This window comes from Providencia sp. PROV189, from assembly GCF_028480065.1.
GTDB lineage: Bacteria > Pseudomonadota > Gammaproteobacteria > Enterobacterales > Enterobacteriaceae > Providencia > Providencia stuartii.
Genome location: NZ_JAMPOG010000018.1, coordinates 35254 through 60046 on the forward strand (window position 1 = coordinate 35254; position 24793 = coordinate 60046).

Annotated in this window: 15 protein-coding genes, 1 pseudogene and 1 riboswitch; of the genes and pseudogenes, 4 read left to right on the plus strand and 12 right to left on the minus strand. The window is 42.3% G+C overall.

All coding sequences use genetic code 11. The annotated features are described in order from the left end of the window. Nucleotides 1-41: 41 nt before the first annotated feature. The 12 genes and pseudogenes from recD to rppH form a co-directional block, all read right to left on the minus strand. Nucleotides 42-1898 carry an exodeoxyribonuclease V subunit alpha gene (recD, locus tag PR833_RS12040; protein ID WP_180977811.1) on the minus strand — a complete coding sequence of 619 codons (1857 nt, stop codon included), beginning with the start codon at nt 1896-1898 and terminating at the stop codon, nt 42-44. Continuing rightward, entirely contained in the window at nt 1898-5506 is a 3609-nt protein-coding gene (gene recB, locus PR833_RS12045) for an exodeoxyribonuclease V subunit beta (protein ID WP_272526171.1), read from the minus strand. Before recB ends, recD begins: the two co-directional genes overlap by 1 nt. Before the next feature lie 5 nt (nt 5507-5511). Next, nucleotides 5512-8409: a pitrilysin gene (gene ptrA, locus PR833_RS12050; RefSeq protein WP_272526172.1), complete on the minus strand. Its 2898-nt coding sequence runs from the start codon at nt 8407-8409 to the stop codon at nt 5512-5514. Nucleotides 8410-8427: 18 nt separating this feature from the next. Next, nucleotides 8428-11802, minus strand: a complete 3375-nt coding sequence (gene recC, locus PR833_RS12055; RefSeq protein WP_272526173.1) for an exodeoxyribonuclease V subunit gamma — start codon at nt 11800-11802, stop codon at nt 8428-8430. Continuing rightward, a complete protein-coding gene (locus PR833_RS12060; RefSeq protein WP_072502836.1) occupies nt 11780-12157 on the minus strand; it encodes a prepilin-type N-terminal cleavage/methylation domain-containing protein in 378 nt (125 codons plus the stop codon). Before PR833_RS12060 ends, recC begins: the two co-directional genes overlap by 23 nt. Further along, nucleotides 12154-12597: a YgdB family protein gene (locus tag PR833_RS12065; RefSeq protein ID WP_060561235.1), complete on the minus strand. Its 444-nt coding sequence runs from the start codon at nt 12595-12597 to the stop codon at nt 12154-12156. The genes PR833_RS12060 and PR833_RS12065 overlap by 4 nt, the downstream gene beginning before the upstream one ends. After that, complete coding sequence (locus tag PR833_RS12070) at nt 12594-13181, minus strand: prepilin peptidase-dependent protein (protein ID WP_004924958.1); 588 nt, start codon at nt 13179-13181, stop codon at nt 12594-12596. The genes PR833_RS12065 and PR833_RS12070 overlap by 4 nt, the downstream gene beginning before the upstream one ends. 9 nt (nt 13182-13190) lie before the next feature. Continuing rightward, the gene (locus tag PR833_RS12075; RefSeq protein ID WP_121874941.1) at nt 13191-13676 is read right to left on the minus strand and encodes a prepilin-type N-terminal cleavage/methylation domain-containing protein; all 486 of its coding nucleotides are present in this window, start codon (nt 13674-13676) and stop codon (nt 13191-13193) included. A gap of 268 nt (nt 13677-13944) precedes the next feature. Beyond that, on the minus strand, nt 13945-14796 hold the full coding sequence (locus PR833_RS12080; protein ID WP_004924967.1) for a thymidylate synthase: 852 nt from the start codon (nt 14794-14796) through the stop codon (nt 13945-13947). A 183-nt stretch (nt 14797-14979) separates the two neighbouring features. Continuing rightward, nucleotides 14980-15882, minus strand: a complete 903-nt coding sequence (lgt, locus tag PR833_RS12085) for a prolipoprotein diacylglyceryl transferase (RefSeq protein ID WP_004924969.1) — start codon at nt 15880-15882, stop codon at nt 14980-14982. Between the two features lie 75 nt (nt 15883-15957). After that, nucleotides 15958-18203, minus strand: a pseudogene (gene ptsP, locus PR833_RS12090) (phosphoenolpyruvate--protein phosphotransferase). A gap of 4 nt (nt 18204-18207) precedes the next feature. Then, complete coding sequence (rppH, locus tag PR833_RS12095) at nt 18208-18741, minus strand: RNA pyrophosphohydrolase (protein ID WP_004924973.1); 534 nt, start codon at nt 18739-18741, stop codon at nt 18208-18210. A gap of 113 nt (nt 18742-18854) precedes the next feature. Next, nucleotides 18855-18953: riboswitch (TPP riboswitch) on the plus strand. Nucleotides 18954-19012: 59 nt separating this feature from the next. Between rppH and thiB the strand changes: the two genes are divergently transcribed. The 4 genes from thiB to PR833_RS12115 are packed head-to-tail and all read left to right on the plus strand — an operon-like array spanning nt 19013 to nt 24702. Continuing rightward, nucleotides 19013-20017: a thiamine ABC transporter substrate binding subunit gene (thiB, locus tag PR833_RS12100; RefSeq protein WP_088498656.1), complete on the plus strand. Its 1005-nt coding sequence runs from the start codon at nt 19013-19015 to the stop codon at nt 20015-20017. Continuing rightward, nucleotides 19993-21606, plus strand: coding sequence for a thiamine/thiamine pyrophosphate ABC transporter permease ThiP (gene thiP / locus PR833_RS12105; RefSeq protein ID WP_004924976.1), 1614 nt, complete (start codon nt 19993-19995; stop codon nt 21604-21606). The genes thiB and thiP overlap by 25 nt, the downstream gene beginning before the upstream one ends. Beyond that, on the plus strand, nt 21590-22297 hold the full coding sequence (gene thiQ, locus PR833_RS12110; RefSeq protein ID WP_004924979.1) for a thiamine ABC transporter ATP-binding protein ThiQ: 708 nt from the start codon (nt 21590-21592) through the stop codon (nt 22295-22297). Before thiP ends, thiQ begins: the two co-directional genes overlap by 17 nt. Nucleotides 22298-22350: 53 nt before the next feature. Continuing rightward, complete coding sequence (locus PR833_RS12115; protein ID WP_004924981.1) at nt 22351-24702, plus strand: DNA polymerase II; 2352 nt, start codon at nt 22351-22353, stop codon at nt 24700-24702. Nucleotides 24703-24793: the final 91 nt, after the last annotated feature.

The window sequence follows — 24793 nt, forward strand, 5'->3', positions numbered from 1 at the left end:
TTTTGCATTTAAGTCTAATTATGTAGCCAAGGCTACTACGTTTATTTTACATTCATGAGCTGTATTGCTAAGCCACTACGTCGTTTCGTCGGTGTCTCAATGGCACGGCGTAAAATCTTAATCGTGCAATACAAAGAAAGTTCTTTTTTGGCGCGAGTTATTGCAGTATACACAAGCTCTCGAGTGACGACTGGTGAATATACCTTCGGTAGTACTAAGGCGGTATGAGCAAACTCTGAACCTTGTGATTTATGTACAGTCATTGCATATGCTGTTTCATGTAAAGGCAACCGATTAGGTTGGATCCCCTTAATTGAGCCATCGGGATACTGAAAATAAGCTCTAAGTGCCCCTTCTTCATCAGGCAGGATTATCCCTATATCGCCATTAAATAGCCCTAATGGACTATCATTTCGGCTGATCATAATTGGCCTACCTGCATAATGTTTATTTATTTGGTTTAATGGCCGATGAATAAGCCCCTGCCGATGAAGCAGTTTTTCTAATTTTTCGTTTATCCCTGTTACACCATAGGGGCCATCTCTCAAAGCTGTCAACAAACGAAATTGATTAAATTTAAATAAAATCTCAGCCGGATCCTGTCTAGCTTTTACTGATAGAAGATAATCTCGATAGAAATTAGATGCCGCTATCAACATCTGTGCATAATCATCCTCACTTTCTTGTAAATAAGTATGCACGTCATTTAATGTGCTGTTTAATAACTTTTCAGCACGCTTGGTATCTCCATCATTAACCGCAAAAGCAAGCTGCCCGATACCCGAAGAAGCCGAAAAACGGTAACTTTTACGCAGTAGGCAGAGGCTATCTCTGATCAAAGGGCCTGTATTTGATGTAAAGTGATCGAGTGCGTATCCTGTCAGTTGAGCCAATTCTTGGGCACGTTGAGGGCTATATCCTTGATCCGCAAATTGGCAAATATCTCCAAGTACAGCCCCCGCTTCGACGGATGCTAATTGATCTTTATCCCCTAAAAAGATCAATTTGGCATTTACTGGCAAGGCTTCGATTAATTTACCCATCATGGGTAAATCCACCATGGAAGCCTCGTCAACAATCAAAATATCCAGTGTTAATAAATTATCACGGTGATAGCGGAATTGCTGGCTTTCAGGTTGTGCCCCTAATAGCCTATGCAGTGTTTTTGCCTGATTAGGCAACATATGTCGCTCTTCATCGGTCAATGACAAGCCATCGAGTGCTGCCCCCAACGACTCTGTTAAACGTGCCGCAGCTTTACCTGTCGGCGCTGCTAATTCAATTTGAATACGTTGTTTATTCTCTACAGCCAATTTAACCAATGCCGCTAAAATTCGAGCAACTGTGGTTGTTTTCCCCGTGCCAGGCCCCCCTGAAATCACGGAAACTCGGCTAGTGACAGCCACTGCGGCAGCTATTTTTTGCCAGTCAATTTCATCACTTTGCGGGAAAAGAGCGTCTAATATTCCTTTAATGCGCTGAGCATCATATTGAGGTAGTCCGGTGTGTGAAAAGTAGTCTGAAACACTTTGCTCATATTGCCATAGCCGCTGAAAATATAAAAACTCCCCCGATAACACCAAGGGGGATAATTCACTTTCCCCCGCTAGGCAGACAAAAGGGGCATTTTTAACTAGGTGATAAATGGTTTCTGGATCAGGTGTACCTATTGCGTGCCAAAATTCGTCTGCAAGTTCAGGATGGCGCCCTGCAAACAGTTTTTCCTGACTGAAATCAGATAATGACAAGCAGACATGCCCTGCCATCGTCTCAGCACTCAATAATGCGGTAAGCAGTAATAATGTTGGGTTTTGCTCTTGTGTAATGTTATAAGCAAACTGGATATCAAGGGGAGTGAATAATCGCGCTTCGAGCGCTTTATTAAACAGCGCTTTCATCATGGCTCACTTCCCTCTTGTGCGTTACGAAATAGTTGGTCCAGTTCGTCGATAAATGCCTTTTCTGGTCGATAATAAAAAATACCATTTTTTGACTCTGCCCGATCAATGCCACGAAGAAAGAGGTAATAGACGCCACCAAAATGAACATCATACTGATAGTTAGGTAACCGCTGTTTAAGGTAACGATGCAGCGCTAATGAATATAATTGATATTGAAGATCATAACGGTGGTCAATCATCGCTTCAGCCATCGCAGATTGCGTATAGCTAGCCGCATCATCACCGAGGTAATTTGATTTATAATCAAGGAGATAAAATTTCCCTTTCCATAAAAACGTTAAATCGATAAACCCTTTTAAAATACCTTGTACTTTTTCAAAATTAAGCGGAGGGCAAGCCGCAGATAGCGGATCATATCGATGAGTAATGCGATCAACATCTTCAGCTTGAAGCAAGTTATCAATAGGAAGATAAAACTGTAGTTCATCTAACATATCTTGAGGCGCTAATGCAGACAAGCATAAACCATCATCTGCCAGTGGCGCATCCACTATAGCCGCCAGCCATGCCTGTAACATGTCAGCCCATTTGGTATCAAACCCTGCTCCTTGCAATTTCTCAACTAACCATTCAAGGGGGATCTCTTGTGAAAAGTCCATTTCTTCCATAAGTTCATGAAGAAAAGTTCCCGGTGCAGTTCCGCGGGGAAACAGATGTGGTGTCAACGTAAATTCATCGATTTCTGGTAAAGTAGCATCTAAGCTAGCTTCCACATCTATTTTAGGTGCCAGTGAGGTCGCAAGCTGCTCAGCACTTATCGCTTGCTCATTACCACTGCCACTATGACCACTGCTATAGCTCAACCCTGAATAACTGGTTACTCTCCAATAGTAGTCAAAGAAGCGAGTAATATCCCTAGCTGACAATGACTCATTATCATCTTGATCAAAAGACATTGAGATAGATTCTGTATACTCAATGCGCTCCACACTAATCGCAGTACCGGCGAGCTCTGCTAATCCTTTATTGAGTAAGCTAAAATCCCCTGCTTCTCCCTTTTGAATTAAATACCCCAAAGCAGATAAGTGTAGGTCGGTTTCACCACTTTTCTTGCGGTTACCTTTAATTATTGGCGCAATACCAACACTACAATGATAGATTGCACGTGTTAAGGCAACATAGAGTAGCCGTAAGTCTTCCGCCAAACGCTCTTCATCCGCAAGCGCAACGTTCTCTTCACTATCATCTAAGTCTAAATGAGTGCCGTAATTCTCCCTGTCATGGTACAGCGCCTTTGATTGTGGTAAAAAATTACTCGCAAATGGCAGCCAAACAATCTTGTATTCAAGGCCTTTTGATTTGTGGATGGTACTGATTTGAACTAGGTGTTTATCACTTTCTAAACGCATTTGCTGTGCGTTCGATTGATGATCAGGATGAGCAATTTGCTGTGTTAACCAACGCACTAATGTGTGCTCACCTTCTAATTGAAGAGACATCTCTTGAAGCAGTTCACCAATATGCATCAAATCCATTAAACGACGTTCACCTTCCACGGCAGAAAGCAATGATTCTGCAATATGGCGCTCCGCCATCAGAACCCGAAGCATCGGCAGAACCCCGCGCTTACGCCAAATTAGCGCGTATTGAGAAAACTCATCCACCAGCGCTTCCCATGCCTTTTCATCGTAATTTAGCGCATCAATCTCTTTGGCGTTTAGCCCTAAAGTTCCCGTTGCTAGTGCACTACGTAAAATACGCTCTTTTTCTGGCGACAGTACCGCTTGTAAGATCCATAAAAGGTCACGCGCTTCTTGGGTCGCAAAAACACTTTCTCTATTCGATAGGAAGACAGATGGGATACCCAACTGATTGAGTGCATCACGGATCAGTGTTGCTTCACGTCGGCTTCTCACCAAGACTGTAATATCAGCCGCAGAAACCGGATGTTGTTTTCCATCACTATGCTGAAATAAGCTTGTTCCCTCAGCTCCCCCTTGTAACCATTGACTGATCTGTGCGGCGCATTGTGATGCCATTGTTTGCTCATAATCAGCAATAGAAACCGCTTCTGCATCAATTTGCCAAAATGTTAGCGCTTTTACTGCTTGACCATGATGCTTTAATATCTTGCCCGCATTTTTGGCTGCAAAGTTGACAGGGTTAAATGGGATCTGCTCAAAAATAAAAGGTTTTTCGCAATGGCTAAAAATACGGTTAACAGCTTCAACCATTTGCTCGGAGGAGCGATGGTTAGTTTCTAGTGTATAGTGAGCACTAACCTGCTTTTTCGCTGCAATGTAAGTAAAAATATCAGCGCCGCGAAACGCATAAATAGCTTGTTTAGGGTCACCAATAAATAACAATGCACTATTTTCAACCTCATGATAAATCCGCTGAAAAATACGATATTGTTGAGGGTCGGTATCCTGAAACTCATCAATCATCGCAACAGGGAAACGCTGGCTAATGGCTTTAGCTAAGTAATCTCCGCCCTGCTTTTTTAATGCGTTATCTAAGCGAGTGAGCAAATCATCAAACCCCATTTCGCCTCTACTGTGTTTTTCTCGGGCAATGTTTTGCCTAACTTCTGTTATGGCAACGGGAATAATCAGATCTTTAATAGTTAGGGATTGCGAAAGAAGTTCATCAATGAGCGCGAATACCTCGTGCTCAGGGCCTGAGCCACTTTTCGATTTATCATGTAAGGCAGCTTGCGAAAACCGAATAATTTCTTTTGGCAGTTGGTAATCTTGTGTCTCTTCCTCTGCCCAGCGTGCCATTTTATCTAACCAGCTCGGTAAAAAGCGCGAGCTATAACTACGTTTATCAACATCCGAGCTAACAATCCGTTTTTCAATCTCAGAGCACCCTGCTAGCCATAAAGACTTCACTTGAGTAATGAGTTCGATTAAACGCTGGTGACGCTCTTCAAAGGTTTCTTTATTTGGCGTTTCATTAACTATGTATGGCATATCACCTTGTAAAAAAGGCTTAATATCCGCCAGTAGTGCTTCCGGACTATTCCATTGTGACAAAACAACTTTTGCCATTGAATAATCGAGTGGATAGAAATGACGCCGCCAAAAATCAGCACAAGCTTGCTTTTGAATCGGAAGTTCATCTTGGATCATCGTCTGTTCAAATAAAACGCCTGATTCAAAAGCATTGTGAACTAACATTCTCTGACAAAAGCCATGAATGGTATAAATCGCAGCTTCATCCATTTGACGCTCAGCGGTAAGTAACCAATTTATGGCAAACTCACGTTGCTCTGGTGTTGGAATTTGCGAGAGTAGCTCTAAATATTCCGGCTCTTTTTCGAAACCGACCCCATCACGGATACAAGCAAGGCGCATTTTATGAATTCGCTCACGTATACGCCCTCGTAATTCATTAGTTGCGGCTTCTGTAAATGTCACTACGAGAATTTCTTCAACTGTAAGAGGTCGGGGGAAAGCATTCTCCCCCCCTAACCCTAATAGTAAACGCAGATAGAGTATCCCTATCGTATAGGTTTTGCCTGTACCCGCAGAGGCTTCAATTAACCGTTGGCCTTGTAATGGTAACGAAAAAGCATCTAACAATTGGGAACTTATCTGCATTTTACTCACTTCGCATCTTCCTTAACTGGCAAGATTTTTTGAAATTCTGACGCATTCGGATAGAACACCCAGCCTTTTAGTGGTGCATATCCTGTTTTTTCATTGACATCTTGACCAATAACTTGAGATGCCAACGCTAACCCTTGACGTTTCATCACCGCTTTTTGGTAGTACTCAATCACTTGCTGCTGAGTCACTTTCTCAAATAACGCGAGTACTTTCTCTCGGGTATCGAACGTAAAAATATTGCGGTTAAAGTCTGAAGAATAACGTCCAACCTCTTCATAGAAAGTTTGTGGAGGTTGTTTCATTTCAGTAATAATCGATTGTTTATACTGTTCAAACTCTTGGGCTGGTAGTTTGTTCAGCTTATCGAGCGCAACTTGATAAAACTCTTGGTAACGAGAGTTCAAGTAGTCCGGTGTTTTTGCGTTACTTTGCAATAAGAAACCAATTCCCCACTGGTCACCTAACCCAACTTTGAAAGCAAAAACCGCATACCCAAGTTGCTCATTTGTTCTTAGTTGATCGTAAAACCAAGGCTGAATGATATTAGACAGAAGGCCAGACAATACCGCCCCTTCAATACGGCTATAACCTTCAGGGATAAATATCTCTGCCAAAGCGTTATCTGTACTTTGAGCTTGGTGATGGAAATCCGCTAAATATGGTTTATCAACAACGACGATATCACCACGCCACCAATTTGTTCCTTTGCTCTTAAGTAACTTTTGGGCATCTTGGATCACTTTCACGCTTTGTTTATCGGTTAAATTACCAATAACCATCGCCTGTAGCGCTGCACTATCCACAACTTTGCTACGATAATCTGTAATATCTTTTAGCGAAATGCTATCAAGCACTGATAACCGTTCTTCTTGCTCAAAATAAGGTACGGTATCGATACGACGCAGTGGTTGCATCGCTAATTCATAAGCTTTGGCATTATTAGCAACTTTAATTTGCTCCTGATACCAAGATTTCGCCTGAGCCAGTTCCCTTTCGGTAGGTTCAAAGCTGACATAAAGCTTGGTCATTGATAAAAACAACTCAGGTAAATGCTGTGTATAACCACTCGCATTAAACTGTAAGCCAAGTCCTTGGGAAACAGAAACAGACATCCCAGCAACGGATGCTTGGTATTGCAATTCATCCATTTTTAAAGAAGCGATATATTGCAGTAACGCGCCTGTCACTTGCGATTTAGCATCCTGTATCCCCTCTTTCGTTCTAAGAGATAAATTAATTGTTGCCTTCGGTTCGTCCGCGAAATATTGGCTAGGCATATAGAGCACTCGAGTGTTATCTGTTTGATAGATAAGCTCTGGGTGCTTATATGTCTTATCAACCTTAATTAATGACAAGTTATCAGGAATGTATGGGTTTAATTCAGGCAATCTAAATTTCATTTTAGATTCCAATTTATCCCATTGTGCTAACTGCTTTTCTGTAATTTTATCAACCTGATAAGGTGCATTCACAAAGTAAGCTTTTTTGTTATGAGGCTCATCCGGGCTAATAAACCAAATCCTCGCATCTTTTGCCGTTAATTCAGATAGACGAGCCTTAATGGCAGCAGGATCATACTTGTCAGCAATATAATCTGAGTCCAGTACATGCTTCACTGGTACATTGATCATTTGGTCTGATAACCACTCAATGTAATTCATATCTCTGACAATGGAGCCATAACGAAAAGAGAGATTCAGTACATTGGCAATTTCTTCAAAATAATTTTTATTAATACCGTCTTTTTTCAGTAAATCGATATAAGAGAAAACAGCCGCAATAATCTGATCGCGCTCTGCTAACCCTTTATCGGTTAACGTAATATAAATTGAGAAAACACCATCATTGCGATCTGCATTTGGTGTTGATGACGCACTGATCCCTTCGGCAAGCCCTTGAGATATTAACCAATCAGCAAGCGTACCTGGGCTGCGATTCCCAATTAGGTAACCAATATACTCATCACTTTTACTACGAAAGTCAGCCATATTGTTTTTTATGCTAAACTCAAGCTGAATTGCTTTTTGTGGCTGAGCGGGAACATAGTGAATGATGATCCCCTTTTCGTTATCTGTAACGGCTGGCACATCTGTCGATGGTGCAGTGACTTGACGATCTGGGATGCGTCCAAAGGTTTCTGCTGCTATTTTTGCCAATGACTCTATAGACTGGTCGCCATAAAGCACACCATTCATCAAATTTGCAGAGTAGTATTGCTTATAAAAACCCACCAGCTCTGCTTGTAATTTACTGTTCGGTTTATCTTGTAGCGTCTCTAAGTTCCCACCGGAAAAACGTGAGTTCGGATGCTGAGGATTTAACGTTTCCGAACGAACCTGCCATAACCGCATGCCATCACGGGAGCGCGCCATCGTCAGTTCAGCATTGACCGCATTACGCTCTCTGTCTGCATTAGTTGGGTCGAGCAATGGATCTGCCAATGCATCAGCCAATCGATCGGTTGCTTGTTGAAGTGCACTATTTTCAACTTCCAAATAATAAGCAGTACGATGAGCGGCAGTACTTGCATTATGACTACCACCGTGTTTTTGCAAAAACTCAGACAAACTGCTTGGTTCTGGATATTTTTTAGATCCCATCAACACCATGTGTTCTAAATAGTGCGCTAACCCCAATTGACTATCTGGATTTTCTAGACTTCCAACAGGAATGGATACCGCCGCTAATGACTTTGTCGCTTTAGGATCGGACACCAATAGAACAACCATGCCATTATTTAACTTGATGGCTTGATAAGTTCTTGGGTCATTTTCACTCTTATTGATAGTCTCAGGTAAAACTTGCCAAAGGGGTTGTGCGGCTACCGCTCCCCCCCAAGCCACTAAGGCCAACAACAAGAAAAATTGAGCGATACTTTTGGATAAACGTAGCATCCTTTAATGCTCCCCTTTTTATTTTAAATGTTCTGCCATTGGCAGAAGGTAACGCTGAGTATTTTCCAACAGCGCCTGAATTAAGTTCTGATCGATGTTTCTACAAACTCGTAAAACATAATCGTCTTCCATTTCACCTCTTTTCATTGAAGAACCTTGAAGACTTTGCATTAATGCGGACAGTGCTTTTTGCTGAATCTCCTCAGAAACAAAGTCATACTGTTTGCTCTTTTTATCAAAGCAAGCGGACAACCAGTTCCAACCGCTTTGATTTAACAATAATAGTGGTGAATTTAGCCCATCACAGTAACCTGTGATTAATTGCTCTAAGTATTTTTTCGCATCGTCTTGTTTTACACTAGAAAAGTGCCAAATGCTATTCTCTCTACCAAACGCGATACTCTCACCTTCAGCGATAGCAAAATTAAATAATAAGTGTTCAACCCACAGCTGAACGCCATCATTTGCGGTTAAATAGGCAGGCCGATAGCGCAACACCCCTTTTTCATGAATATTCTTTAATACCCCATTAATTTTGATGCCATTAATTTGAATATCAATAACGTGATCAAATAGTTGTGCATTCTGCTCTTTAATCTTCTCCGCAAGTGGCGCAATATCCTTAACTTGCTGCTCCCAAAAAAGCTGACCAAATTGTTTTGCAGGTAGCTGCCCCGCCGCCCTTAATGCCTGATATAAAGGTGCCGGATTCTCATCTTTAATGAGTAAGGCTAAAAGTCGCTCATTCACTTTATAGCGCTGTAACCTATCCAGAATAAAAGGTTCATCTTCTGGTAGCTCTGTTTCTTCAATCGTAAAATGAATTTTTAAGCGCTGCTGGAAAAAAGCCCTAATTGGGTGCCGATAGAAGCGTAACAGTTGTTCAATCGAAATATCGGTCACTGGCTCTCGTTCATCCAAGGTAGAGATAAATGATTTGTTCCCTTGAAAAGTTGTTTTGGCCGCTGGTAACCACTCACTCGCAAAGCTTTGATAGGGTGAATTAGCTATAAAGTTTTCTTTCGCAAATGGCACTCTATTGTGTTGGAACACCAAATGCTCTTTTAATTTTATCGCGCTGTCATCAATATTAAGGGCTTCATCGCCTTCCAGACAGAAACTCTGGCAAATATAATCTAACAACTCGGTAACCAATACCGATGGGTTACACACCTGATTATCCTGGATAGATAAGCCGATATAACTGATATAGAGCTGTTGTGCAGCTGAATTCAATGCTTCCAAAAACAGATAACGGTCATCATCCCTACGCTTCCTATCCCCTCTAGCTGGTTTTTCTGCCATTAAATCGAACCCTAATGGCGGAATTGTTCGAGGATAGATACCATCATTCATGCCTAGCAAGCAGACCACCTTAAAGGGCACTGAACGCATAGGCATTAGTGTACAAAAATTGATAGCTCCCGCTAAAAAGCGTTGGCTGATCTTCTCTTCATCGAAACAGACTGCCAATTCATCCCGAATTAAGCGTAAAGGCACCTGTTCATCATAGCCAGAGCCCTGCGCATTTTGGATAATTTTATGCCACTGCTCTGTAACAAGAGTAAGTACTAACTCAGCATCTCCGTCAACGTGAAAGAAGCTATCAATTAGCTGCTGGCAAACCTCTTTCCACTCATCAAGAGTTCTTTCAACGTCTAGTAAGGTTCGCCATTCTTTTAGTGTATTCACTAATAAAGCGAGTTTACCTGCTAATTGAGCAGCTAAACCACTACTCTCATCATACGGTAGAACATCATGCCAAGGGCCATATCGACTGTCCATCGCATAACCTAACAGCATGCGACTTAAACCAAACTCCCAGGTATTTTGCCCTATCACTGGAAGCGATAAAGCGCGAACGTTATCATCATCCAATCCCCAGCGGATACCTGACTCATTAACCCACCTGCGTAACAAGCCTAATTCCCTTTCATCAATATCAAAGCGTGCAGCAAAAGCAGAGACCTCAAGTAATGTGAGTACTTGCTCCGTTGAAAAACGGCTTTGAGGCAGGTCGAGTAACAGTATAAATGCCTGTAAGATTGGGTGTGCTTGTAAGGCTTTTCTATCTGAAATAGAAAACGGGATATATCGCTTAGACGCGGTATTACCAAAGACGGCTTGGATAAATGGAGTATAACTATCAATATCCGAAACCATCACAATGATATCCCTCGGGGTCAATGAAGGGTCTTGTTCAAACAGCGCCAATAATTTGTCTTGTAAAACTTCCACTTCCCTTTGAGCACTGTGGCAAGAATGAAATGTGACGGATTGATCAGATAAGGTTAATACCCGCTTATTTTGACTTGTATTGTAATCCGTTAATGTGGTTCCTAGCTGAGCATGGTTTTCGAGATCTAAAATATCTTGCTGCAAATGCTCTAGTAAACAACTACGATCGGTATCCACAAATGCTGAAATTTCATTTGCACCATCGATTTGTGAAATAAAATAGAGGTTATCTCTCCCCAATTTTCCCCATGATGCCAGCAGTGGGTTCGCTAACTCTTGCTCTCCCTCTGCATTAAATAACCCTTGAGCATGCTCATCTATTTTAAAACGTGATATTTCATGCTTATCAATATAATGATGCAGTTTTCTTTTTTGAAGTTTTGCGAGAAAAGCGTGGCTATGGATATCCCCCCAATAGTAGCGGCAAGGGTTAGTAAACATTAAATGGATATCTGTGTGTTCTGCAATGGCATTCAATGCTTGCAGGTAAACAGGTGGTAATGAAGAGATACCGCAAATAAAAATGCGTTTTGGTAGAGCATCTCGTACGCCCTGAGTGGTGGACAATTTATCGATAAAGCTCTGATAAAGATTCGCTCGGTGCCATGGGGATTGCCCAAGTGAGTCAGTATAAGCAACTAACCGTAGCCATAACCGTTTCTGCCATAGCTGATTGGTTCCTAAACCATCAATAAGCTCATTTTGTTGCCATTTTTCAATCCACTGAGGCCGATATACTAAATATTGGTCAAATAGATCCGCGACACGCCCAGCAAGTTGATGTAGCTTACGTTTATCTAAGTCATTATGAAGGTAATGGCGTAGTGGCTCAAATTCATCTTCATCGATCACTTCAGGTAAGATTTTCATCAACTTCCATGTCATCGCCTGCTTAGTGTAAGCGCTCTCTTTTGGTATATCCGGTAATACCCGTCGAAACATATCCCAAATAAAGGTTGCCGGTAATGGATAATAAATATTCGCTGCTATTCCGAAGCGTTTTGCTAATTCTATCTGTAACCATTGAGACATACCGGGGCTTTGTACCAAGATTATCTCTTGTTCGAACGGGTGAGAAAGAGGCTCATTCTCCATTAAGTGAGCTATCAGTTTCTTTAACAGCTCTAACTGATTAGAATGATAAACCTGAAACATTGTTATCTCCTGTTCTACAAAACCAGCGGTTTAGAGAAAGTGCTTGCCTAGTCGTTGATAGGGTTACTTTGATATCACGACAACCATCTAATACGGTGAATGTCTGTGAGCTTAGCTGCCAATCGGGGTACATACCCCCTGAATTTTCAAGGATGGGCACCACACCCACCGTTGTGCGTTCCAAATTGCTCTGTAACTCTCTTAATGCTATTGAATTATGAAATATCCAATTGAAATTCAAGGTAATATATTGGCTGTAGTTTAACAGAGCAATTAACAAAATAGCAAAAACAACGAGGGCGATCATTGATTCTATTAATGCGAAACCTTCCTGTTGACTGGTGGGCGACCTCATGAACAAAATCCTTTTTGATTAACAGGGCAATAATCCAACCAACCTTTTATACGTGGCCTGACTTTTTGAGTTTTAGAGATAGGCGCGACCCAACGATAAACCGTCACATAGTGCCGCCCTTTATATAGACCTTTGCCCGATAAAACAAACTGCCCACTCTTATAATGTTTAATACAGCTCACCCACGTTTGAGTTGGTGGTCGTTGGCATTGCCAATTTGCCCCTCTGTACGTCGTTAACCGCCAAGATTGCTTTAACCCCCACGCTAGCGCTGATTCTGCTTGGTTAAAAGCTTCGATATAGTTTTTTTCACGAAAAAACTCATCACGGGCATTATCTTGATAAAAATGTAAGGTTTTTAATAATAATAACCCCATAGTCATCAACACAATGACCATGACTAACGCAATGTTTCCTCTTTGCTCCCTAACTCGCCTCATCGTAAGTTTCTCAGCAAAACAGCGGTACGATAATGCAGCACTTTGTGAGGCAAATGAGGGCTTTCAATATCAAGGCTCATTTCAAGTATTGATTGTGATTGATCCCAAGTAAATCTCATTGAATTCACTTTAATCATTAAGGGGTCAAACAAGGATAACCACCGATTGCCATCACAATCCATCACATTACGGTTTGACTCTAATTTTCTATCATTGAGCCGGTAACCAAAAAAATCAGACTCCTTATTTCTGCCTCTGACAGGTCTCCATGTACCTGATAAATTTTGGTCGTAAGCGAAAATAATGCAGGAATTAGGGTGACGACCTAAAAATTTAGCACCGATCTTGATAGGCTCTCCTTGGCAAGAGAAACTACTACAATAGCCAATACGCCTAAAATCCTTTTCCATATTAATAAGCACCTGCCTAACCTCCCTATCTACCTGATACTGAATATAAGATTGGTGAGTCTGTTTAAACAAATTCGGGAGAACAGCAATGGCAGCAAGACAAACTAAGCTACTGATAGCCATTGCTATCAATGTTTCAACTAAGGAAAAACCGTGTTGTTCATTGATTTTCATAAGAGAAACTCAACAACGCGGAATTCCAGTCAGTTTATCATTGCTACACACCCTGATCCGCCCCATCGCTGACATGAATACCGTGATCTGCCCAAAATCATTTTTCAATTCAAGACGAAAAGAGTGGCTAGTCCCTTGCTTCCCATAAAAATCAACAGATAAACGAGAAGCCGTTTTAATTTCAATGCCTTCAAATTGGGTCGATGCTAATGCTGCAATGGATTTTCTAGTTCCGGCCTCTTTGATGCTTAACGTCCATTCTCCTTGAGAGAGTGCTATCGATAAAATGCGATGTCGATTTAAATAAACACTCTCCATCAAATGACGGTAAATAAATACGGTAACCTGCCGTGCAGCATCAATTAAGCGTAACTTTTGCTGTTGTTGCTGCCAGTTATATAACGCGGGCAACAAAGCTAAAGAACAAATAAATAACACCACTAAAAGCTCAATGAGCGTGAAGCCTTTCTCTCCTTTCACTATTCGAATTTCCATATATCGCCGCCATTATCTTCGCAAAATGTGCACTTAATATTGTCGAGGATGGCAAATAAAAACAGCGTGATTAGTTCACTCTACATAGCCTTTCGCAAACTATTATGAAATTCATAATAGCTGTTTCGTTATTTTAGGAAGCGCTTCGCAAAAAATGATGAGGGCGAAAAAAAGAGGTAACAAACTGAATTCGGAAAAGGTAAAAAAAACCAAGGCGCGGTTCAAAATGACCATACGCCTTGGTTTATCAACGTATCTCTAGGTTGCGTTATACCGTAAATGGATACTTGATAGCTTCGTGGCACTGATACCCCTCTAGGGTGAAGTCATCAGTGCTAACCCAAGTTTCAATATCTTCCAACGTTTTAATTTGAGGGTTTATCGATAATGAAGGCAAAGGGAAAGGTTCACGCTTCAACTGTACATCACGCATCAATGGCAATTGGTTTTCATAAATATGCGCATTCACAATTTTATGGTACGCCTTACCTGCTTTATGACCCGTAATTCGTGCCATTAATGCCAATAATACAAAGCACTGCACTTGGTTAAAGTTTAAACCTAGTGGTACATCACAACTACGTTGATAAGAGGTCAAATGGAGGGTATCACCTAATAATGAAAATGTATGGGTGTGCATGCAAGGACGCAGACACCCCATTTCAAATTCACCGGGGTTATAAAAAGTAATGATTTCAGCGCGGTCATCAATACCATTTTTTAGGTTATTAACTACCTTTTTAAGCTGATCAAGGTGTGAACCATCAGGACGTTGCCAAGAGCGACCTTGGACACCGTATACACGTCCCATATCATCTTCACCTTTTCGATGGGGGTTATTTAGCCATGCTTGGTTTTCATTGGCATTAGCATTCCATGTATTACAGCCAATTTCACGAAACTGAGCTGCGCTATCATAGCCACGTAGGTAGCCTAATAGCTCGGCAATAGCTGCCTTATAAAAGCTTTTTCGGGTCGTGATTAATGGAAACTGGTTATTCGCAACATCATATTCCAGATCAGCATTAATCACTGTTAAACAACGTACCCCTGTACGTTTATTTTCAACCCACTGGCCTTCATCAATGATGCGCTGACATAACTCAAGATACTGCTTCATAATCACTCTCTTACTCAATAGGCTACAAAATTGCCGATAACTGTAACCTTATAATATTAATAGATTTTAACTAACGCGAAGTACCGCTTGGCGGCAAATAAATCAACCATTCAGGTTGTGGCTAAATGTGAGGAAACTTAGCCGACAACCTAACTACTTGGAGTATGACAACCCTATATTGATTTATTTACTTGGCTGCTGCTCTTTATTATCAGGCTTATGTGCGGGAACATTTTTACCATACTTATATGCCCAAATGATCATCAACACACCAATAATAATCATCGGTATTGATAAAATTTGGCCCATACTGATCCCACTGAATAAGCCTAGCTGAGCATCAGGCTGCCTAAAGAACTCAACGATAATGCGGAATGCACCATAACCAATTAAGAATAAACCTGAAACACTGCCCATTGGGCGAGGTTTACGGACAAATAAGTTAAGGATAAGGAATAACACAACGCCTTCTAAAAACATCTCATAAAGTTGAGATGGGTGGCGAGGAAGCACGCCATACTGCTCTAGAATAGGGATTAATGAAGGGTCTTGTGCCGCAAGTTGAATATCTTCACTACGGGAATTAGGGAATAAAAATGCCCATGGGGTATCAAGTGTTACACGCCCCCACAACTCACCATTAATAAAGTTACCTATCCGCCCCATGCCAAGACCAAATGGGATCAGTGGAGCGACAAAATCTGAAACTTGCAAAAAACGACGGCGTGTACGATGCGCAAACCACATCATTGCACAAATAACACCAATTAAACCGCCATGGAACGACATACCGCCATCCCAAACCTTAAATAAATAAAGGGGGTCATCTAAAAATACAGGAAGGTTGTAGAAGAAAACATAGCCGAGTCTTCCACCGACAAAGACACCTACAAAGCCAATATAGAGTAAGTTCTCAACCTCATTTTTTGTCCAACCGCTATTTGGTTTGCTTGCACGGCGACTAGCAAGCCACAATGCGAAAACAAACCCTACAAGATACATAAAACCATACCAGTGTAGTGATACTGGCCCAATTGAGAACATTACGGGATCAATTTCCGGAAATGCTAAGTAGCTGTTACTCATCGTTCCCCACTTTATTTGTTAATCTAAAATCATAGCGCATCATAGCATAGCTCATACGCAGGTGAATAAGGCAGATTAGATCCCGCCTCGAGCAAAGCCACCAAGCCCATTTTTCTCCATAAATAGACTTATTATTTGCCTAATACTGTCGCTTGTTTCCGCAGTTAAAAGCTCAGGCACTAGCTGCTCAACTTTTTCAGGCTGCAGCCCTCGAATAAGATACTTCACTCTTGGTACGCTTCTTCCACTCATACTTAAGGAACGATAGCCTAATGCAATTAACGCCATCACCCCAAGGGGTTGCCCCGCCATTTCACCGCAAACACTGACTGATATCCCAACCCGTTGACACTCTTCATGAACTTTTGCTAAAAAACGGATCATTGAAGGATGGAGGTTGTCATAAATGGTGGCAACATGCGTATTGTTGCGGTCAACTGCAAGTAAATATTGCGTCAGATCATTCGTTCCAATTGAGATAAAATCTATCCGTTTTTTTAACTCAGGAAGAAGAAACAGTAAAGACGGAACTTCAAGCATTACCCCAATTTCCGGCATAGGAACGGTTTGCCCCGTTGCTAAACTTACTTCTTCTTTTGCCCGCTTAATCAATGTGATCGCTTCATCCACCTCATTGATACTCGTGATCATCGGCAGTAATATGCGCAAGTTTTGTGTTGCAACATTTGCATGTAGCATAGCTCTAAGCTGGATTAAGAAAATTTCTGGCTGATCTAGCATCACGCGAATGCCTCGCCAACCTAAGCATGGGTTTTCTTCATTGATTGGCATATAAGGTAATTGCTTATCTGCACCAATGTCTAATGTCCTCAATACCACAGGCTTATCGGCAAATAACTGCAAAATCTCTTGGTATAACTGCTTCTGCTCATCCTCTGACGGGAAGCCATTATGGAGCATAAAAGGGAGTTCTGTGCGGTATAACCCAACACCATCAACAGCGACATTGATCTGCTGTTCATAACGGGGCTTAAACCTGCATTCAGATGGATATGTACGCGCTCGCCATTTTTTAACTCTGATTCCTGCTCAAGTGCACCTTCAGCGAGCCGACTCAGTACATCTTCCTCTGCAATAATTTGTTTATATTCCTGAGCAACAATATTTTCAGGCTCTATGAAAATTTCACCACGATAACCATCAAGGATCAAAAAGCGGTTGTGAAGCAATGAAGGGTCAATATCCGCCCCCATTATCGCGGGGATCCCCATTGCCCGTATCAAAATAGCCGAATGAGAGTGTGTCGCGCCATCTCGCACGATAACGCCTGCAAGTTGCTCTAATGGCATTTCAGCTAACAAACTCGCGCTCAATTCGTCCGCCACTAAAATAAAACGTTCAGGCCACTGATCCATTGAAGTCAAGCTGTCATCCAGATGAAATAGCAAACGCTGTCCTAACGCGCGTAGATCGGCTCCTCTTTCGCGAAGGTAGAGATCACGTAAGCGTGAAAACTGCTCAACATAGTCTTCAATAACGATTTTAACCGCCCACTCCGCCATTGAGCCTTGTTCGATTGCGGAAAATAAGCGTTTTTTTAGTTGAGGGTCATGGAGTAGATGATTGTAGAGGTCGAAAATCGCAGCACTCTCTTTTTGGGAGTTTGCAATAAAACGTTTGCTGATACGGCGGCATTCTGAGGCGGCATTTTCTATCGCAGTTATTAAACGCTGTTTTTCCGCATTTTGGTCTAAGGCACACGCCTCACAAATACTGTCGAATGATGGTTGTGAGCTATCTTGCCAGCCATATGCCATGACAATTCCCTGAGAAACTGAAATGGCTTTAATACGGCTTTGCCTATATTGACCAAACACCCCTTTGGTTTGCGCTTGCGACAATATTACGGCTAATTGCATGGATAGCGTCACCATAAAAGATTCTTCGGTTTCGCTAAAGAAACGTCGCTCACGTTGTTGAACGACTAACACCCCAAGTAATTGACGACGATATACGATAGGGACACCTAAAAAGGCTTTCAATCGCTCTTCTTTTAATTGGGGAAGGTATTTAAATTCGGGATGTTCACGGATATCTGCAAGATTCAACATCTCAGACTGGCGTCCAACCGCACCAACGACTCCCTCATCAAAACCAAGGCGAATAGCAACACCGCTAGGCTTTTTTAACCCGCGGGTTGCCATTAGGTAATAGCATTGACGTGAGTGGTCTGCCAAATAAATTGAACAAACGTCAGTCTGCATGGCATGACAAGTTTCATTGACCAAAACTTCTAGCGCTCCGGTTAAACTTGTCGCCATGGCAACTTTTTCAACAATCTCACGTAGACGCGTCAACATGATATTATCTCGCTCCACGCCTACGATGAGTGAATGCAGGTCTTTGTACTGGCTTTTGTTCCTGTAATGACATGACAACAGGTGCAAATTCTTTCATAACACGGCGATACACTTCCCGTTTGAAAGAGACCACTTGCCTCACAGGATACCAATAACTGACCCATCGCCAGCCATCAAATTCTGGCGATTTACTGCGCTGAACGTTTATATCTGCTTCATTGCATTGAAGTTGTAGTAAAAACCAACGCTGTTTCTGCCCGATACAAACAGGTTTTGTGTCCCAACGCACCAAACGCTTGGGTAATTTGTAACGCAACCAATTGCGAGTTGAAGCTAACAACCTAACATCTTTACGTTGTAGGCCAACCTCTTCGAACAATTCACGGTACATAGCCTGTTCTGGCGATTCCCCTGGGTTGATTCCTCCCTGAGGAAATTGCCATGAATGTTGACCATAGCGGCGGGCCCATAAAACCTGCCCTTGCCGATTACAAATTACAATTCCTACATTCGGGCGGTAGCCATCATCATCGATCACCAGACTACCTCAATAACCAAATTTGAAAGATAACTAATTGTTTCACACATACCCTAACTGGTAAACCTATATCAATAGAGTTTGCAGATATGAGTAAAGACACTACAATAGCGTCTATCTCAACGGGGTGCCAAACATTATTTAGGCTGAGAATTAACCCGTAGAACCTGATCCGGGCAATGCCGGCGTAGGGATTTGAGCTACCATCAACATAATTTGTTATGGTGCCCTCTCAAATCCTGTGTGCTTTCTCTCTAACGCAGGAAAAAACATGTTTAAAAAATCGCTCCTTCAGTCACTCTTTGCACTTACTGCTCTCGGTATTACCCATATAGCATGGGCAGAAAAGCCGACTTTAACCGTTTACACCTATGACTCATTTGCTGCCGAATGGGGACCTGGGCCACAAATTAAAAAAAATTTCGAAAAACAATGTCATTGTGAACTTAAGCTCGTTTCGTTAGGAGATGGTGTCGCTCTTCTCAATCGTTTACGTATGGAAGGGAAAAAAAGTAAAGCGGACATCGTGTTAGGGCTAGATAATAACTTGATAGATTCTGCCGAGAACACAGGGTTATTTGCGCCAGCAGAGATCAATACTGACGCAATGAAATTACCTATTGAGTGGAATAATTCAACTTTTATCCCATATGACTATGGCTATTTTGCGTTTATCTATGACACAGATAAAATCAAAAACCCACCCAAAAGCATGAATGAGCTACTCAATAGTGAGCAGCCATGGAAAATTATTTACCAAGACCCTCGAACCAGCACACCCGGCTTAGGCTTAATGCTGTGGATTGAAAAACTCTATGGCGATAAATCTGCCGATGCGTGGCAAAAAATAGCGAATAAAACCCTAACAGTGACAAAAGGTTGGAGTGAGTCCTATGGCTTATTCCTCAAGGGAGAAGGTGACTTTGTACTTAGCTACACTTCATCGCCGGGTTATCAAATACTCAATGATAATAAAGATAATTATGCGGCTGCCTTATTTGAAGAAGGGCACTATATGCAAGTGGAAGTTGCAGCAAGATTGAAAAATAGCTCGCAACCTGAGCTGGCAAAGCAGTTTTTACAATTTATGTTAACGCCTGAATTCCAAAATACACTCCCTACGACTAATTGGATGTATCCTGTCATTGATACACCACTCCCTGAAGTTTATAACGTCCTTCCTGTGCCTAAAAAATCACTGCAATTTAGTGCACAAGAAGTTGCCAAAGAACGTCAGTCATGGGTCCGTTTATGGCAATCCGCCGTCAGTCGTTAATTAATTTATCACTTATACCGGGGGCTTTGGCCTCTGGTTTATTAGTGTCTGTTGCACTATTGGCTTTTGGTGCACTGTGGCTTTTTTCGCCTGAAACTTCATGGAGTGAGATTTTTAGCGACCGCTACTTATGGCATGTGATCGGCTTTACTTTTTGGCAAGCCTTTTTATCAGCGCTGTTCTCTGTACTGCCTGCCATTCTCCTTGCCAGAGCGCTCTATCGACGCCGCTTCCCCGGTAGAACGTTATTTTTACGCCTCTGTGCAATGACGCTTGTTTTACCCGTCCTTGTCGCTGTTTTTGGTATTTTATCTGTTTATGGAAAAACAGGCTGGCTCTCATCACTCTTTCAGTTGGTCGGTATCGAATACCAATTCACCCCTTATGGCCTAAAGGGGATCTTACTTGCCCACATTTTCTTTAATATGCCACTTGCTACTCGTATGTTGCTGCAATCGCTCGAAAGTATATCAATAGAGCAGCGGCAAATTGCAGCACAACTCGGGCTTAATGAGTGGCAACAATTTCGTATTTTAGAGTGGCCATATTTGCGTAGACAGATGCTACCTACCGCAGCGTTAATTTTCATGCTCTGTTTTGCCAGCTTTGCAACGGTTCTTGCTCTTGGTGGTGGCCCCGCAGCAACGACGATTGAACTGGCTATTTATCAAGCTCTTAATTACGACTTTGATCCGGGGCGTGCTGCAATTTTGGCGCTCATCCAGTTATTTTTCTGTGTTGGATTAATGTTTCTCAGTCAGAAAATAAACAGTTTGTTTTCTATTGGTCATAGCCAACACAATCATTGGTATGATCCCGCAGACAATATTTTTCGCCGAGTACGAGATGCCTTGGTGATCACCGCCGCTATTTTACTGCTGCTTCCGCCCCTGCTCGCAATTATTGCTGATGGGGTTAATGGCCGTTTGTTGGATGTTCTTAACCAATCCGCGCTTTGGCAAGCCGCTTCCACATCGCTATTTATCGCGTTATGTGCTGGCCTATTGTGTGTCTTGCTCACCATGATGCTGTTATGGAGTAGCCGCGAATTACGCTTACGCCATGCAATAAAATTAGGGCAAGCGATGGAATTAAGTGGGCTTGTGATTTTAGCCATGCCTGGCATCGTACTTGCGACTGGTTTTTTTATTCTCTTTAATGAAACGATTGGTATTCCTGAATCGCCCTATGCGTTAATCATATTGACTAATGCCCTACTTGCCATCCCTTATGCATTAAAAGTCTTAGAAAACCCAATGCGGGATCTGGCTGAACGCTACAACCCTCTTTGCCAATCACTAGCGATTGGTGGCTTCAATCGATTGCGGATCATTGAATTAAAAGCGTTAAAAAAGCCCCTCGCTCAAGCTCTCGCTTTTGCTTGCGTTATTTCTATTGGTGACTTTGGGGTCGTGGCGTTATTCGGTAATGAAGATTTTCGTACTCTCCCTTATTACCTTTATCAGCAAATAGGGGCTTATCGAACAAATGACGGTGCCGTAACAGCGATGTTACTCCTTTTATTATGTTTTACTTTATTTAGCCTACTCGAACGTATATCAGGAAAAGATTATGATAAAGTTAAATAACATTGATTATCAATATGATAACCTGAATATGCAATTTGATTTCTCCATCAAAGTAGGCGAGCGCGTTGCTGTAATGGGGCCTAGCGGTGCGGGCAAAAGTACACTGCTTAGCCTTATTAGTGGCTTTCAATTTGCCAAAAGCGGCTCAATTCAGCTAGCAGGGGCTGATCATACCTTCACGCCTCCTGCCAAACGCCCAGTTTCGATGTTATTTCAGGAAAATAACCTATTTGCTCATTTAACGGTCAGACAAAACATTGGATTAGGGTTACATCCGGGGCTGCGGTTAAGCCGAGAACAAATACAACAGGTTGAATTAATTGCTACGCAAGTTAGCCTCGATGAGTTTCTTGATAGGTTACCCGCCCAATTATCAGGGGGGCAACGCCAGCGGGCCGCACTGGCTCGCTGTTTGATCCGCCAGCAGCCAATCCTCTTATTGGATGAACCTTTTTCAGCTCTCGATCCCGCCTTACGCAATGAGATGCTATTACTCCTTGATGAGATCTGCCAATCACGGGATATCACACTGGTCATGGTATCGCATAATATTGAAGATGCTCTACAAATCGCCCCAAGAACGCTAGTGATTCATGAAGGTGCTGTGGCGTATGACGGCTGTACCAAAACACTGTTATCAGGTAGTAATTCAGCCTCTGAATTATTAGGCATAACAAAAAATACTGTATAAAACCCCACCCATGTCGTATAGTAGGCTTGTTAATTATTGATGCGAGCCTCTCTATGCCTCAATTTATGTCTCCTGCTGAAAAAGGCTTTATTTTAAGTCGTCATTGGAAAGACACCCGCCATGGGGTTGAGGTTAGCTATTGGCTTATCACTGATAATGGCCCTCGTAAAGTGACGGTTCCTCTGCAACAAGCCATCGCTTTTGTTCCCCTTTCATCACTACCGGCGATCAAACCTCTGCTTGATGAACAAGCAAACTTATCCTATCGCCCCGTTGAGTTATCCGATTTTCGTCGTGAAAAAGTTGCGGCTATTTATTGTCAACAATATCGCCAATTACAAAATCTGGATAAACGCTGCCAAGAACTCGGTATTGAATTGCTTGAAACGGATATTCGCCCCTGCGAGCGCTATCTTATGGAGCGTTTTATCACTGCGCCTGTATGGTTTTCACAAAATCAGCAAGGTGAATACCAACTCAAACCTTGTGATAGCTATCGTCCACTGATTAAAGCTGTATCGTTAGACATAGAAACCAGCCAATACGGTGAATTATATTCAATTGGGTTATCCGGCTGCGGTGATAATGTGGTTTTTATGTTAGGGCCAGAGCAAGGTTCTGCACTCAACAATACCCATCGGCTTGTTTATGTGAATAGCCGCCCACAATTGCTTGATAAACTGAATGAATGGTTACAACAGTATGACCCTGATGCCATTATTGGCTGGAATCTCATCCAATTCGATTTAAATGTACTCCAAAAGCACGCCGAACGTTATGGCATCCCACTCCAGCTTGGTCGCCAAGGGAAAAAGCTGGAGTGGCGTGAACATGGCTTCAAACAAGGTGTATTTTTCGCTTCGGCAGAAGGTCGTTTAATTATTGATGGCATAGATGCGCTCAAAGCAGCGACATGGAACTTTCCCTCATTCAGTCTTGAGTTTGTTGCGCAAGATTTACTGGGTGAAGGGAAAGCCATTGACAGCCCTTATGACCGTATGGATGAGATCAATCGCCGCTTTCATCATGATAAGCCCGCATTGGCTCACTACAATATTCAAGACTGCCTATTAGTCCATCGTATTTTTGAAAAAACCGATTTAATGGCTTTCTTGCAAGAACGCTCGACTGTCACTGGGCTGGCGGTAGATCGTATGGGTGGCTCCGTGGCGGCATTTTCACATTTATACATTCCCCGCCTGCATCGCTTAGGGTTTGTGGCACCAAACCTGACAGAGCAAAAGCTACAACATAATCCGGGGGGCTTTGTGATGGATTCACAGCCCGGTTTATATGACTCGGTATTAGTACTCGACTATAAAAGTTTGTACCCTTCGATTATTCGTACTTTTTTGATTGATCCTGCCGGTATGATTGAAGGGTTAGCTCACCCTGATCAGCAACATTCCGTTCGCGGTTTTCGTCAAGCTTGGTTTTCACGTAAAACACACTGTTTGCCTGATATTGTCAGCCATATATGGCAAGGCCGTGATAAAGCCAAACGAGAAGGTAATGCGCCATTATCTCAGGCACTTAAAATTATTATGAATGCCTTTGCTGGCGTCCTTGGTGCTGAAGGATGTCGTTTTTTTGATCCCCGTCTTACCGCATCCATTACCATGCGGGGTCATGAGATCATGAAAATAACCAAGCAATTAATCGAAGCCAAAGGCTATCAAGTAATTTATGGGGATACTGACTCCACTTTTGTCTGGTTGAAAGAAGCCCATACACAGGAGCAAGCACAAAGAATTGGCTTCGAGCTGCGTGATTACGTGAATAATTGGTGGAAACAGCATTTGCGGGATGAATGGCAGCTAGAAGGGGTGCTTGAGTTAGAGTACGAAACCCACTATCGACGTTTTTTAATGCCGACTATTAGAGGTTCCGAGTCAGGCAGTAAAAAGCGTTATGCTGGACTTAGTGGGGATAAAATGGTGTTTAGGGGATTAGAGACAATCCGCTCCGATTGGACCCCGCTAGCACAATTGTTTCAAAAAGAGCTGTATACACGTATTTTTCATCGGCAACCCTACCGCGAATTTATCCGTGACTATGTGCAAGCGATTCGTAATGGCGAATACGATGAACGCCTTGTTTACCGTAAGCGTCTACGCCGCAAATTATCTGATTATCAACGTAATGTGCCGCCTCATGTAAGAGCCGCTCGCAAAGCCGATGAATACAATTTACAACAACAGCGCCCACAACAGTATCAAAATGGGGGATGGATAAGCTATATCATCACTCTCGCGGGGCCTGAGCCTTTAGAAATTATCACGGCAAAGCCTGACTATGAGCACTATATTTTGAAGCAGATAAAGCCTATTGCCGACGCCATTTTACCTTTTTTACAAGATGATTTTGATACTATTTTAACGGGCCAGATAACTTTACTCTTTTAAGATTGGGGTTAATTTTTACTCAATTTTTTGCTAAAATGGGAAACCATCAACCAAACTTCTGGTTGAAAACCTTCATTGCTAGAATCAAAAG